The organism is Pseudomonas sp. JV414 (genome assembly GCF_032424305.1).
Classification (GTDB): domain Bacteria; phylum Pseudomonadota; class Gammaproteobacteria; order Pseudomonadales; family Pseudomonadaceae; genus Aquipseudomonas; species Aquipseudomonas lini.
Window position 1 is genome coordinate 18,303 of sequence record NZ_VYKC01000001.1, and the last position, 13,786, is coordinate 32,088.

Consider the following 13,786-nt stretch of genomic DNA (forward strand, 5'->3'; position numbering starts at 1 on the left):
AGGGGGCCTCCAGAGACAGCAATTAGAACGAGTTGTTGGAAATGGCCAGCGAGTTGCTTTGTTGGTTACCCACACCGGCAGCCACGTTGACGCCCAAGTTGCCACTGCCACCATTCACCGAACCGTTCAGGGTCGCAGTGTTGGTCACAGGGTTTGCCCAGCCAGTTGGAGTCAGCACTTGATAGGAATAGGTGTTGCTCAAATCGAAAGAGCTGCTCTCACTGAACGTTTTCGATTTGTCGTACGAAGATTCGGACTCTTTACTGCCCGATTTTTCGAACGAGGAGTCGGACGATTTCGCCCACGATTTATCGAACGATTTTTCGAACGAGGAATCGCTCGATCTGTCGAAAGAAGAATCGCTCGATCTTTCGCGCGATGCGTCGAAATCTGCATCGAGCGATGCGTCAAGCGATGCATCGACAGACCTGGTGCGGGTGCGATCGCCAAAGCCATTATTCCAAGTAACAGTTCTGGTAGCATTCGCAGACGCGTCCACATCAACGTTCAAAGACGCACTGCGAGTAGAGCTGCTATCCGAACTCCTGGAGCCGCTCGCATCAGAGCTCCTGGAACCACTCACATCAGAGCTCCTGAAACCACTCGCATCAGAACTCCTGGAACCACTCACGTCAAAGCTCGAAGAAGCGCTTTTATCAACGCTCAAATCGGAAGACTTATCACGAGAGGAACTACCGCTTGCCGTTCTGGTAAATGTCATCGTATCCAGGCGATACGTCCGATCGGCGTTGTTATTCACGACCAGGCCAGGACCTTGTTGATCGGCAGAGGCGGTGGCTGTTGCGTTACCGAGCGGGGCATTGGTGTTGGCAATGGCCATGGTGTTTTTCTGCTGGTTAAGGTCGCCGCCAGCAATGTTGATACCCATATTACCGCTGCCACCATTACCCGATCCGTTCATCACGGCAGAGGCTGTGCTGCCGAAGTTGTTGACCCTGTTGTTGTCGCTGTATTGCGTGACGTCGGCGGTGGCTGTCGCAGTACCGAACACGAAGCTGTTGTCCTGACTGGAGTTTGAGGCAGCATTTGCAATGGCGGACGCGTTGTCTTGTTGGTTGCCGCTACCTGCAGCCACGTTGACGCCGACGTTGCCGCTGGCGCCTGTGGCAGAGCTGTTCATTTCAGCTTCGTTGATCGTCCCTTCGTTACGGATGCGGTTGTCGGTACTGCTCTGGTTATCCCAGGCATTGGCCGTCGCATAGACAGGGATCTTTGTTGGAGGAGGGGTGTGATGACCGTTGTTATGATGGCCATGGTGGTGGTCATTGTCACGCCGATCGTTAGCTTGTACAGCAACAGCCATGACCGCAGCAATTGCGAAAACCAGAGGCTTTAGTGCCATCGAAGGTTTCATGGTGATTCTCCGTACTTATTTTAGGTTAAGTGTTGTTCCTACCTGTTTGGGTCAATCCGTAACCCGTACGCTCAGGGTGTTGGCCGTTCGGTTTCCCACCCCGGCGCTCTGATTCAGCTGGATCACCCCACGGCTTCCGGTGAAGGCCTGATCGCTGGTAGCGACCTGGCGATAGCCTGGTGCAGAGTCAGTTGGATCGGAGTTGGTGATCAGCGTCACGTTCTGCTGCATGAGGACGCTGTCGTCGATACTTTGCGGCTGTGTACTGATGCTTATCCGCAGGGCATTGGCTTGCTGGTTGCTCGCGCCCGCGCTTTGGTTGACGCCCAGTACGCCGTTGCCGTGGCTGAAGGAGTCGCCTTGAATGCTGGATCGGGCATCGATCCTGGGGTCGACCTGCGTACGCAGCCGTTGGCGAATCTGTGTGGTAGCACTGGCGTTGTTGCCAATGGCGATGGCCCGGGCGTTGGCCTGTTGCTGCAGATCGCCCGCAGCCTGGTTGACCGAGAGGTTGCCCTGGTGCTGCATGCCCGAACCGTCGATTTCGGCGTTATTGATGACGGGAGATTGGGCAAAGGTCGATGCACTGCAAAACATGGCAATCATTAGCAGCGTACGATTCATCTTAACGGTCTCCCGTTACGACTTTCAGAGCACCCAGGCCTTGCTGGATGTTGGAATTGACCATGTTGGCAATACCGTTACCCGAATTGCCCGAACGTCCAGCGGGGAGGTTGGAAAGCTGTGTCTGGCTGGTGAGATTGCCGCCCAGGTTGTTGGTGTTTTGAGTGACCAGGCGGGAGATGCCTGCACCGCTGGCGACGTTGGCAAAGTCGCCGTCGCTCAACTCGTTCGTTTGCCTGAGGACTTGTTTGGACGGGTTGGCATTGGCGGTCGTGGGGCTAGGGTCGGGACTCACCGGCGCACGCGTTGCCATGCGCGGTTGGACATCACGTTTGATAATAATGATGCCGTTGTCGGCCTGTACGGGCAGGCTGAAACTTGAGCCCAGTGCGCATCCAATCAGTAGGAGGCTATAGATGCTGTTATCAAATGTCCCCACGGCAGTAATTCCTTCTTTGTTGTGGGCTGGTCCTGAATCAGCGTTGTGAAGGAGGGAGCGAAAGCTGTGCCGGTTTTTGATTGTTGTTTTGATTCAGAGGGTTATCGATCAAGGCGAATGGATCGATGGAGGGTGCTGTTTCAGGTCTGAGACAACCGCCGGGGCGGAAAAGTGATAAAGGATCGCAAACACTCTGGATCCAAGCTTTGTGCGGTGATGTATCGGTGCTTTAACACATCGCATGACAAGACGATGACCAGCGTTGAAACGGGCTGTTTGAGAGGGGATGCGTGTTTCAGAAACGGACGTATTTGCAAAAATTTTGCAACAAATGCTGGGGTATTTGACCAGTGTCTGTCAGCTCCGCGCAATCCAATGTGGGAGCGGGCTTGCTCGCGAAAGCGGTGTGTCAGGCGACATCAATATTGACTGTTCCGCCGTCTTCGCGAGCAAGCCCGCTCCCACATGGATTGGAGGAAGATCAGCGCTCGAGCAATAACGCGACGGCTTGAAATGCCTGAAGCCGGCGTTCGGCCCAATCACCCTGAAGCACTTGAACAGGCTGTCGATGTTGCTCCAGCCATGCCTGAGTGGCGTTGAAAAAGGCCCGGCGTTCATCCAGCTCGGGCTGACAGCGCTGACCGTCATCGGTCCAGTCGACCTGTTCGGGCGACAGCAGCAAGTGCAAATCATAGTGCCGAGCCAGCAGCGCCTGCTCGAGCCAGGCCGGGCAATCGCCAAACAAGGTCTGGCTCCAGAGCATGTTGCTCAGCAAGTGAGTGTCGAGAATCAGCAACGGCGGCCCAAGGGCACGGGCGTCATCTTCCCATTGCAGCTGACCGCGAGCAATGTCGGGGATATCGGCCGGGCAGGTGTCGCGCGCTTCCTGCTCAATGAACCAGCGCACGTATTCACCCACCAGAGCACCGCCGAATTGCTGTTGCAGTTCGTCGGCCAGCCAGCTCTTGCCGCTGGATTCAGGCCCTGTGAGTACCAGCACTTTCATGTGCGCAACGCCGGGTCGGCGCGCCATGTCCGCCAGCCGTGCACCGCCAGCAGTGCGAATAAACCGTAGAGGCCGGCGGTGAGGTACATCGCTTTATAGACGAAGAGGCCAACAAAAATGATGTCCAGCGCGATCCACAGCGGCCAGCATTGCAGACGTTTTTGCGCCATCCATAACTGCGCCACCAGGCTGAAGCCGGTCAGTGCCGCATCGAGCCAGGGCTGGGCGGCATCGGTCCAGTGGGCCATCGCGGCGCCCAGCAGCAAACTGCCGACTGCGCCGACGGCCAGCCCTAGAGCGATGGATTTTCCATCCAGCTGGCTGACCTGCCGCTTGCCATGAGTCGCGGTCCCCTGAGTCCACTGCCACCAGCCGTAGATCTGCAAACCGGCGTAGATCACTTGCAACAGCATGTCCGAATACAGCTTCACCTCGAAAAAGACCCAGCTATACAGCAGCACCATGACCAGACCGATCGGCCAGCACCAAGGGTTCTGTTTGACCGTCAACCAAACGGCAATCACGCCGAGGGCGGCAGCAAACAGTTCAAGCCCGGACATGGAGGTTCCTTGGTGTCGTAAAAAAGAGGGGAGCGAATTGTACCCGGATTGTGGGGAATGGGCTCGTAGTGGGGAAGAGGGCTTGCCAATGGCAGTCAGTCAAACGTAATCCCTGTGGGAGCGAGGCTTGCCCGCGATGGCGGCGGCACAGTCAATATTGATGTCGCCTGACACACCGCTTTCGCGGGCAAGCCTCGCTCCCACAGGGGACAGCGGGGATGCTGGGACGGAGTTACACCCGAAACTGCTTCAGCAACCCGTTCAGCTGTTCGCTCAATTCCTTGAGATGAACGCTGGCCACGCTCGACTGTTCGGCTGCCAGTGCCGTGCTGTGGGACAACCCGGCGGCCTGGGTGACGTTCTGATTGATGTCTTCCACCACATGGGCCTGTTGCAAGGTCGCACTGGCAATCGAAGCGTTCAACCCGTTGAGGTTGCGCAAGGCCTGGCCGATGGCATTCAGGCTTGCGCCGGCCAGGCCGGCCTGTTCGATAGTCAGTTGCGACGCACGGCTGCTGTCGCCGATCACCTTGACCGCCGCTTCGGAATGGCTTTGCAGGCGTTCGATCATCGACTGGATTTCCGCCGTCGACTTTTGAGTGCGCTGGGCCAGCAGGCGCACTTCATCGGCGACCACCGCAAACCCGCGACCTTGCTCGCCGGCCCGGGCGGCTTCGATGGCGGCGTTGAGGGCCAGCAGGTTGGTTTGCTCGGCGATGGAGCGGATCACTTCAAGAACGCTGCCGATTTGCGTGCTTTCGGCGGCCAGCGTACGAATCACTTCGACGGCTTGATCGATGGTCGCAGACAGCTTGTCGATTTGCTGCAAGCTGCCATCGATATTGACCTGCCCCTGTTGTGCCTGAGACTCGGCATTACGCATTTCGCTGGCCGCGTGTTCGGCGTTCTTGGCCACGTCCTGCACGCCGTAGGTCACTTCGTTGATCGCGGTTGCCACCAGTTCCATTTGTTGGGATTGCTGTTGGCTGCGTTGCTGGGCTTGCGCGGCATCGTTGCCCAGTTCGCTGGAAGACTGGCCCAGCGCGCCAGCGGACACTTGCAGCTGACTGATCACCAGGCGCAGTTTTGCGGTGAAGGCGTTGAAGTGCCGGGCCAGTTGCGTGACTTCGTCCTGGCCGTGGGTATCGAGGCTGCGGGTCAGGTCGCTTTCACCGCTGGCGATGTTGGCCATGGCGTTCACGGTTTCCTGGAGCGGGCGCACGATGCTGCGGGCAATCATGATCACCAGCAGTGCCATGATCAGGGCAATCACCAAGCCTACGAAAGAGGCTTTCCAGACCTGCGCATAAAACTCGGCCTGCATGTCATCGATGTACACGCCCGAACCGATCACCCAACCCCAAGGCTCGAACAGTTTCACGTAGGAGGTTTTTTCCACCGGCGCGCTGGCGCCCGGTTTTGGCCAGCGGTAATCGACCATGCCGGCACCCTTGGCCTTGGCGATGGCGACCATCTCGTTGAACAGCGCGAAACCGTCGGGGTCGCGGATCGTCGAGAGATTCTGGCCATCAAGTTTCGGATTGGTCGGGTGCATGATCATGACCGGCGTCAGATCGTTGATCCAGAAATAGTCATTCTGGTCGTAGCGCAAACCGCGCACGGCGTTCAGTGCCTGTTTTTGCGCGGCGTCGCGGGTGAGGGTGCCGGCGGTTTCCAGACCGTGATAGTAGGTGAGGATGCCACTGGCGGTCTGCACCACGTGCTGGGTCTTTTGGACCTTGGCCTGATAGAGATCGTCGTGAATCTGCTTGAGCATCAACACGCCCAAGGTCAATAGCATCACCACGGCCACGATCAAGATGAGCCACAAGCGTCGGCTGATCGACACACTGCGCAAGCTGTTCATAACGCTGTTACTCCGGATTCTTGTTCTTGTAATAATCGATCGCCAGCATCCAACCACACTTTGCCGATCGGGCCTATCCGACTCAGGTCCTATTACGCGGCAGCGTAAATGAGGCGTGTCTGATAGGATTTCGGCCCCGCGCGTAAAAACCTGAGTTTCCGTTTGTTTTTCACGGATTTTTTACGGTTTTGTGGGGATCTTTGTGCGCGCGGGATGTCAGCTACGCTGATCGCAGTGAACGCTCAAAAAATATTAACGGAGCATGCCTGGGGGTATTGCTTCTTGGGGGATTGATGGATCTTTGGACGGCCTTTCAGGCATTGATTTTAGGCGTTGTAGAAGGGCTGACGGAGTTCTTGCCCATTTCCAGTACCGGGCACCAGATCATTGTGGCGGACTTGCTCAATTTCGGCGGCGAGCGGGCCATGGCCTTCAACATCATCATTCAGCTCGGGGCGATCCTGGCGGTGGTCTGGGAGTTTCGCCGCAAGATCTTCGACGTGGTCATCGGTTTGCCGACACAGCCCAGTGCCCGACGCTTTACCGCGAACCTGTTGATTGCCTTCCTGCCGGCCGTGGTATTGGGGGTGATTTTCGCCGACTTGATTCATGAGTACCTGTTCAACCCGATTACCGTGGCCACCGCATTGGTCGTGGGCGGGATCGTCATGTTGTGGGCTGAACGTCGCCAGCATGAAGTGCATGCTGAAAGCGTTGATGACATCACCTGGAAAGACGCGTTGAAAGTCGGCTTCGCCCAGTGCCTGGCGATGATTCCGGGGACCTCGCGCTCCGGTTCGACGATCATTGGCGGCTTGCTGTTCGGGTTGTCGCGCAAGACGGCCACCGAGTTCTCGTTCTTCCTCGCCATGCCAACCATGGTCGGCGCGGCGGTGTACTCGGGCTACAAATACCGCAATCTGTTTGTGCCGGCTGATTTTCCAGTGTTCGCCATTGGCTTCATCACCGCCTTCATCTTTGCGATGATCGCCGTTCGGGCCTTGCTGATATTCATCGCCAGCCACAGCTACGCGACATTCGCCTGGTATCGCATTGCGTTCGGTCTGGTGATCCTGGCCACTTGGCAATTCGGCTGGGTCGACTGGACAGCGGTCAAGCCATGAACGATTCCAGTGCGCGCAACAATACCCCCGGACGCAAGTCCGGGGGCGCCATTCAGAACCTGCGGCTGAAACTGCTGGTATTCGTTGCGCTGTGCGCAGTGCCGTTGTTTGGCTCGGTGTCGCTATGGCTGCACGGGGTGTCGATGATTCCCCTGGCGGCCTACGGCATCGTCAGCGTGCTGGCGTTTTTCCTGTACTGGAGCGACAAGCACAAGGCCCGCGCCGACAGTTGGCGCACGCCGGAGAACGTCTTGCACGCGGTGGAGCTGGCGGGCGGTTGGCCGGGTGCCTTGCTGGCCCAGCAAGCGTTTCGACACAAGACCCGCAAAGTCTCGTTTCAGTTGGTGTTCTGGCTCATCGTGTTGATGCACCAGGTGTTCTGGATCGATCAGCTGTTTCTTGGCGCTAACCTGTTTGCGTTGTTTTAACGCACTTTAAAGCAGCAAGCCGACCTGCGTGCGCTTGGGCAATTTGCTCACCACCAGTTGGTGGGAACGTTGCAGCAAACCTTGCAGCTCTTCGGTGCCCAGCGGGTAGGGCGTGTCCATAATGACCCACTGGGCCCGGGCCAGATACGGCGCCGGGTGAATGCCCGGCCGGTCGCAATGGCCCAGGAACAGATCTTTGTCGACCTTGAAAGCCAGGGACTGTCCCCGCAGGTTCTGCAAGGCGAACATCTTGTTCCCGGCAATCGAAAACACCCGCACGCCACCCCACTTGTAATCCTCCCGCGCACCGGGCAACGCCAGGCAGTATTGCGCGACGTCCTCTTCGCTCATTCGTCCCGCTTTCATAACAGTCTGTCCCCGCACGCATTGAATGATTCGATCAAATGGTCGATCCAGGCACGCACGGCTGGCATCACCCCGCGTCGATGAGGGTAGACGGCTTGCAGCCAGCCGCCCGGCAATGACCAGTCGGGCAATAATTGCACCAGCGAGCCGTTCTCCAACTCCTGCTCGCAATACATCATCGGCAACATGGTAAAGCCTTGGCCGCTGAGGGTGCAGGCTTTGCGCACGATGAAATCTTCGCAGCCCAATCGCGCTTCGAGATTCAGCTCGTAGCTTTTGTCCAGTTGATCAAGCAGGCGGATGTGCACCATGCGGTCGGCTTCCAGGGCGCCGAGCACGGGCAGGTTTTTAAGGTCTTCAGGATGATTGATTTCACGGCCGAGCAGAAATCCAGGGCTGGCAACCAACAGCATTTGGGCCTGACGCAGGCGGCGGGTGACTAGCAATGGATCTTCATCACCCAGATCCCGCACTCTCAAGGCGACGTCGATGCCCTCGTTCACCAGATCAACCCGACGGTTGAGTAGCATGACGTCCAGTTGAACCTGAGGGAATTTCTCCAGGAACTTACTGATCACCCCAGGCAGCATTTGGTGAGCCAATCCCACGGGACAGGACACTCGCAAGCGTCCCCGGGGCTCGCTGGACATGCTGGCCACCGCTTCGTCGGCCATCTCGGCTTCCAGCAGCATCGCCTGACAATGGCGCAAGTAACGCTCACCCACGGCGGTCAGGTTGAGTTGGCGGGTGGTGCGTTGCAGCAGGCGCGCGCCCAGGCGTTCTTCCAGCTCGGCGATGCGTCGAGACAACCGCGACTTGGGAATCCCCAGCAAACGCCCGGCCGCTGCGAAACCACCAGCTTCGACCACCTTGGCGAAGTAGTAGAGGTCGTTGAGATCTTGCATGGTTTGAGCTCGACTGTTCTATCAGTGGGACAAACTATCGCATTGTTGCCGACTAATCATCTATTGGTTTCGTCGGTAGGATTGTCTCCATCAGATCGCCGGTGGCGGTCCTCACCTTGGAGATCCCACATGAAATTACTGCATATCGATTCGAGCATTCTGGGTGACAACTCGGCTTCCCGTCAGCTGAGCGGCGAAGTCGTCAAAACCTGGCAAGCCGCCGAGCCTGGCGTTGTGGTGACTTACCGCGACCTGGCCGCCGATGCCATCAGCCATTTCTCCGCCACCACCCTGGTCGCCGCCGGCACCGCCGCTGAACTGCGCAACGCCGCGCAACAGCACGAAGCCGATCTGAGCGCGCAGGCCCTGGCCGAATTCCTCGCCGCCGATGCGGTCGTGATTGCCGCGCCGATGTACAACTTCACCATCCCGACCCAACTCAAGGCCTGGATCGACCGCATCGCCGTGGCCGGCCAGACTTTCCGCTACACCGAAGCCGGCCCTGAAGGCCTGTGCGGCGGCAAGAAAGTCGTGATCGTTTCGACTGCCGGCGGTCTGCATGCCGGTCAAGCGACCGGTGTTGCGCACGAAGATTATCTGAAAGTGCTGTTTGGTTTCCTCGGCATCACCGACATCGAGTTCGTCCGCGCCCATGGCCTGGCCTACGGTGATGAAGTGCGCACTAAAGCCATGAGCGACGCTCAGGCGCACATCAGCGAGCAATTGTTCGCGGCCGCGTAAGGCTTGCGTAAAGTCGTAAACAGCTCGGGCAATACCCCTGAAACTCTGTATTCTGGTCATCGTGATGGCCAGGTACGGAGTTTTTTGTATCTGGCGGTTATCCGTTTCTGGCCCAGGTTATGCAGTCGAGGGCTAATATCTGCCGTCAGGTAACAGGGTGGGGGCATCCCATGGTGCGTCTTTGTGCAACGCTACTGATTTGCCTGCTCGGCAGTCTGGGTTTGGTGCACGCCGCGTCTGCGCCACATCCTCACTGGAGCGTCGGTTTCCATGAGATGACCTTCCTTGATCCGCTGGACTTGCAGCCGATGCGCGCCATCGCGTTTTACCCGTCCAGTGAAAAGGAACACTCCAGCACGCTCGAGGGCTACACGGTCGAAGCGGGTGAAGACACCAAAGTCGCGATCGGACGTTTCCCGATGCTGATGCTGTCCCACGGCAACACCGGAACCCCGCTGGCCCTGCACGACCTCGCCACCTCATTGGCACGCAAGGGCTTTGTGGTAGTGGCGGTGATCCATCCCGGCGACAACTCCAAAGACCACAGCCGCCTCGGCACCTTGAGCAACCTTTATGGGCGGCCGATCCAGATTTCCGAAGCCATTACCGCAACCTTGGGCGACCGGATGCTCGCGCCTTTCGTCAATGCCCAGCAGGTCGGGGTGATTGGCTATTCGGCGGGCGGTGAGACTGCGCTGATCCTGTCCGGCGCCACCCCGGATCTGGATCGCCTGCGTCGTTATTGCCAGGAGCGCCCGGATGATCACGATGCCTGTAACACGCAAGGCGAACTGATTGTCGATCGTGATGACTTGCAGCCGGTGGCGGACCCGCGCGTGCATGCCTTGCTGCTGATGGCGCCGCTGAGCCTGAAGTTCGGCCGCCATACCTTGGCCGACGTGCATGTGCCGGTGCTGCTGTACAGCGGCGATGGCGACAAACTGGTGGCGTTCGACAAAAACGCTGCAGCGCTTGCACGCAAACTGCCGACCGCACCGGATTTCAAATTGCTGGCCGGGGCAGGGCACTTCGTATTCATGGCACCGTGCAACGAAGAACAGATCGCCACCATGCCGGCACTGTGTACCGATGCCGACGGCGTCGACCGCAAGGACATTCACCGCAACATGATTTCCGAAGCCGGACGGTTCTTCTCCCATGCCTTGGGCAAACCCACCCGCGCCGGCATGCAAACCGCGGATCAATAAATTCAATGCGGTCCATGTAGGAGCTGCCGAAGGCTGCGATCTTTTGATCTTGTTCTTAAAAGCAACGTCAAAAGATCGCAGCCTTCGGCAGCTCCTACAGATCGGGTGGATATCAGGTCATCGCCCGGCGTTTCAGTAATAAGGTCAAACCGAGTCCGATTATCGACAACAACGCCGCACTAAAGAAAATCCACGAATACCCCAGATTCAACGCCACCGCGCCCATCAGCGGTCCGGCGATCGCCAGCGCCAGATCGAAAAACACCGCATAAGCACTCAAACCCGCTCCGCGACTGGAATTGGGCACTTGCTTGATCGCTTCCACTCCCAGCGCCGGATACACCAGCGACAGGCCGAACCCGGTCAGCCCCGCGCCGATCAAGGCATAACCCGTCGAGGGCGCCAGCCACAGCAGGACCAGCCCCACGGTTTCAATGGTCATGCAAGCGATGGCGGAGGTGAAGCCGCCGAAACGGCTGATGCTGGATATGAACAACAGTCGCGCCAGAATGAAACAGACCCCGAATACCGTCAGGCAATAAGCTGCGCCGGTCCAGCCAAGGCTGACGTAATACAGGGTAATAAATGTGGTGAGCGTGCCGTAACCGATGGACGCCAGGCTCAGGCTCGCGCCGAAGGGAGCAATGCGGCCGAACACCGCCCAGAACGGCAGACGTTCACCGCGAATCACCGGCACTGAAGGTTTATTGCGGACCAACAGCAGCGCCAGCAGGGCCAGCAACGACAGCGCGATCCCGAGGCTGGCGAACCCCAGTTCAGCGACCATCACCACGCCCAGCGGCGCGCCGATAGCGATGGCGCCGTATGAGGCGATGCCGTTCCAGGAAATCGAACGCGCCGTGTGCTCGGCACCGACCTGGCCCATGCACCAACTGATCGTGCCGACCCCGATCAACCCTTGAGCGATGCCCAGCAACAACCGGCCGGCGATCAGGATGATCAGGCTCAACAACGGCACACCTTGCAGCAGGGTCGACAGCAATGTCAGCACGCCGCTCAATGCAATCCCCGACAAGCCGTAAACAATCGCCCGTTTAGTACCGATGCTGTCCGACAGACGCCCGGCCATGGGCCGGCTGAGCAGGGTGGCCAGGTATTGCGAACCAATAGTCAACCCCGCCACGATAGCGCTGAACCCCAATTGTTCATGCACATACCCGGGCAACACGGCAATCGGCAGGCCGATGCAGAGGAAGGCAATAAAGGTATAGAAAACGATAGAGACGATTTGCAGAGTGATCGCCATGGAGCTTTGCGGGGGCAGCTGCTGCACAGACATGAGAGCTCTTTCGCGGGCGGCGGTAGGAGAACTGCATCATGGCGTGGGTGGGGAATAAAAGGAAGCAGGCTAACGATCAAAAGATCGCAGCCTTCGGCAGCTCCTACAGCTGATGAGTACGTCGCAATATCGCGAGTGTACCCGGTCGGTGTAGGAGCTGCCGAAGGCTGCGATCTTTTGATCTTTTTGTTCGAAACAAAAAGCCCCGTCACCAGGACAGGGCTTTTCACTTGAAGCTTGCAGCCGTCTTACATCAAAACACCCTGACTACGCAGGTAGTCGTCATAGGTGCCGCTGAAGTCGATCACGCCGTCGGCGCTCAACTCGATGATGCGGGTGGCCAGGGACGATACGAACTCACGGTCGTGGCTGACGAAGATCAGCGTGCCCGGGTAGTTCTCCAGCGCCAGGTTCAGCGCCTCGATGGATTCCATGTCCAAGTGGTTGGTCGGTTCGTCCATGATCAGCACGTTCGGCTTTTGCAGGATCAGCTTGCCGAATAGCATGCGACCTTGCTCACCACCGGAGATGACCTTGACCGACTTGAGGATCTCGTCGTTGGAGAACAGCATGCGACCGAGGGTGCCGCGAACGATTTGCTCGCCGCCCTGGGTCCACTGGCCCATCCAGTCGAACAGGTTGCAGTCGTCTTCGAAGTCGTGAGCGTGGTCCTGGGCGTAGTAGCCCAGCTCCGCGGCATCGGTCCATTTCACGGTACCGGCATCCGGAGTCAATTCGTTGACCAGGGTACGCAGCAGGGTGGTTTTACCGATACCGTTCGGGCCGATGATCGCCACGCGCTCGCCGGCTTCAACCTGGAAGCTGAAGTCCTTGAACAGGGTCTTGCCGTCGAAGCCTTTGGCCATGCGCTCGACGATGACCGCCTGACGGTGCAGCTTCTTGGTTTGTTCGAAACGGATGAACGGGCTGACACGGCTCGAAGGCTTGACTTCGGCCAGCTGGATCTTGTCGATCGCCTTGGCTCGGGAGGTCGCTTGCTTGGCTTTCGAGGCGTTGGCCGAGAAGCGGCTGACGAACGATTGCAGCTCGGAAATCTGCGCTTTCTTCTTGGCGTTGTCCGACAGCAGTTGCTCGCGGGACTGGGTCGCCACGGTCATGTACTCGTCGTAGTTGCCCGGGAACAGGCGCAGCTCGCCGTAGTCCAGGTCAGCCATGTGGGTGCACACGCTGTTCAGGAAGTGACGGTCGTGGGAGATGATGATCATCAAGCTGGAGCGCTGGGTCAGAATGTTTTCCAGCCAGCGGATAGTGTTGATGTCCAAGTGGTTGGTCGGTTCGTCGAGCAACAGCACTTCAGGATCGGAGAACAGTGCCTGCGCCAGCAATACGCGCAGTTTCCAGCCCGGGGACACTTCGCTCATCGGGCCGAAGTGCTGCTCGATGCCAATACCCAGGCCCAGCAACAACTCGCCGGCACGGGATTCGGCGGTGTAGCCGTCCATTTCGGCGAATTCGGTTTCCAGCTCGGCCACGGCCATGCCGTCTTCTTCGGTCATTTCCGGCAGCGAGTAGATGCGGTCGCGCTCGGCCTTGACCTTCCACAGCTCTTCGTGACCCATGATCACGGTGTCGATCACGGTAAATTCTTCGTAGGCGAACTGGTCCTGGCGCAATTTACCCAGACGCACGTTCGGCTCGAGCATGACCTGGCCGCCGGACGGCTCGAGGTCGTTACCGAGGATTTTCATGAAGGTCGACTTGCCGCAACCGTTGGCACCGATCAGGCCGTAGCGGTTACCGGCGCCGAATTTGACCGAAACGTTTTCGAATAGCGGCTTGGCGCCGAACTGCATCGTGATGTTAGCTGTGGAGATCAATTACT

The 13,786-nt window shown here is 58.3% G+C and carries 14 protein-coding genes; 4 read left to right on the top strand and 10 right to left on the bottom strand.

Translation table 11 applies throughout. The annotated features are described in order from the left end of the window. Positions 1–22: 22 nt before the first annotated feature. The 6 genes from F6R97_RS00095 to F6R97_RS00120 all read right to left on the bottom strand — a co-directional run bounded on the left by F6R97_RS00095 (position 23) and on the right by F6R97_RS00120 (position 5,871). Complete coding sequence (locus F6R97_RS00095; RefSeq protein ID WP_038983440.1) at positions 23–1,375, bottom strand: hypothetical protein; 1,353 nt, start codon at positions 1,373–1,375, stop codon at positions 23–25. A gap of 51 nt (positions 1,376–1,426) precedes the next feature. After that, entirely contained in the window at positions 1,427–1,999 is a 573-nt protein-coding gene (locus F6R97_RS00100) for a hypothetical protein (RefSeq protein WP_038983439.1), read from the bottom strand. Position 2,000: 1 nt separating this feature from the next. After that, positions 2,001–2,438, bottom strand: coding sequence for a hypothetical protein (locus tag F6R97_RS00105; RefSeq protein WP_315865789.1), 438 nt, complete (start codon positions 2,436–2,438; stop codon positions 2,001–2,003). Positions 2,439–2,919: 481 nt separating this feature from the next. Continuing rightward, positions 2,920–3,444, bottom strand: coding sequence for an AAA family ATPase (locus tag F6R97_RS00110; RefSeq protein ID WP_315865790.1), 525 nt, complete (start codon positions 3,442–3,444; stop codon positions 2,920–2,922). Next, positions 3,441–4,004 carry a nicotinamide riboside transporter PnuC gene (gene pnuC / locus F6R97_RS00115; protein WP_038983436.1) on the bottom strand — a complete coding sequence of 188 codons (564 nt, stop codon included), beginning with the start codon at positions 4,002–4,004 and terminating at the stop codon, positions 3,441–3,443. The genes F6R97_RS00110 and pnuC overlap by 4 nt, the downstream gene beginning before the upstream one ends. 232 nt (positions 4,005–4,236) lie before the next feature. Beyond that, positions 4,237–5,871 (bottom strand): methyl-accepting chemotaxis protein, encoded by a 1,635-nt coding sequence (locus tag F6R97_RS00120; RefSeq protein WP_315865791.1) that lies wholly within the window; start codon positions 5,869–5,871, stop codon positions 4,237–4,239. A 293-nt stretch (positions 5,872–6,164) separates the two neighbouring features. Here F6R97_RS00120 and F6R97_RS00125 point away from each other — a divergent pair, with 293 nt between their 5' ends. Together F6R97_RS00125 and F6R97_RS00130 are read left to right on the top strand one after the other, a co-directional pair. Next, entirely contained in the window at positions 6,165–6,995 is an 831-nt protein-coding gene (locus F6R97_RS00125; RefSeq protein ID WP_048393548.1) for an undecaprenyl-diphosphate phosphatase, read from the top strand. Continuing rightward, a complete protein-coding gene (locus F6R97_RS00130; protein WP_038983433.1) occupies positions 6,992–7,423 on the top strand; it encodes a DUF1294 domain-containing protein in 432 nt (143 codons plus the stop codon). Before F6R97_RS00125 ends, F6R97_RS00130 begins: the two co-directional genes overlap by 4 nt. Before the next feature lie 6 nt (positions 7,424–7,429). Here the strand turns inward: F6R97_RS00130 and F6R97_RS00135 are convergent, their stop codons facing one another. Beyond that, positions 7,430–7,789 (bottom strand): MmcQ/YjbR family DNA-binding protein, encoded by a 360-nt coding sequence (locus F6R97_RS00135; protein ID WP_038983432.1) that lies wholly within the window; start codon positions 7,787–7,789, stop codon positions 7,430–7,432. Further along, positions 7,786–8,694: a LysR substrate-binding domain-containing protein gene (locus F6R97_RS00140; protein WP_038983430.1), complete on the bottom strand. Its 909-nt coding sequence runs from the start codon at positions 8,692–8,694 to the stop codon at positions 7,786–7,788. The genes F6R97_RS00135 and F6R97_RS00140 overlap by 4 nt, the downstream gene beginning before the upstream one ends. Before the next feature lie 129 nt (positions 8,695–8,823). On the opposite strand from F6R97_RS00140, the gene F6R97_RS00145 reads away from it, so the two are divergent. After that, positions 8,824–9,435 (top strand): FMN-dependent NADH-azoreductase, encoded by a 612-nt coding sequence (locus F6R97_RS00145; RefSeq protein ID WP_038983429.1) that lies wholly within the window; start codon positions 8,824–8,826, stop codon positions 9,433–9,435. 170 nt (positions 9,436–9,605) lie between these two features. Beyond that, a complete protein-coding gene (locus F6R97_RS00150; RefSeq protein WP_038983428.1) occupies positions 9,606–10,643 on the top strand; it encodes an alpha/beta hydrolase family protein in 1,038 nt (345 codons plus the stop codon). A 112-nt stretch (positions 10,644–10,755) separates the two neighbouring features. On the opposite strand, the gene F6R97_RS00155 is transcribed toward F6R97_RS00150, so the two are convergent. Next, a complete protein-coding gene (locus tag F6R97_RS00155; RefSeq protein ID WP_315865792.1) occupies positions 10,756–11,943 on the bottom strand; it encodes an MFS transporter in 1,188 nt (395 codons plus the stop codon). 248 nt (positions 11,944–12,191) lie between these two features. Continuing rightward, the gene (locus F6R97_RS00160; protein ID WP_080772150.1) at positions 12,192–13,781 is read right to left on the bottom strand and encodes an ABC-F family ATPase; all 1,590 of its coding nucleotides are present in this window, start codon (positions 13,779–13,781) and stop codon (positions 12,192–12,194) included. Positions 13,782–13,786 lie beyond the last annotated feature (5 nt).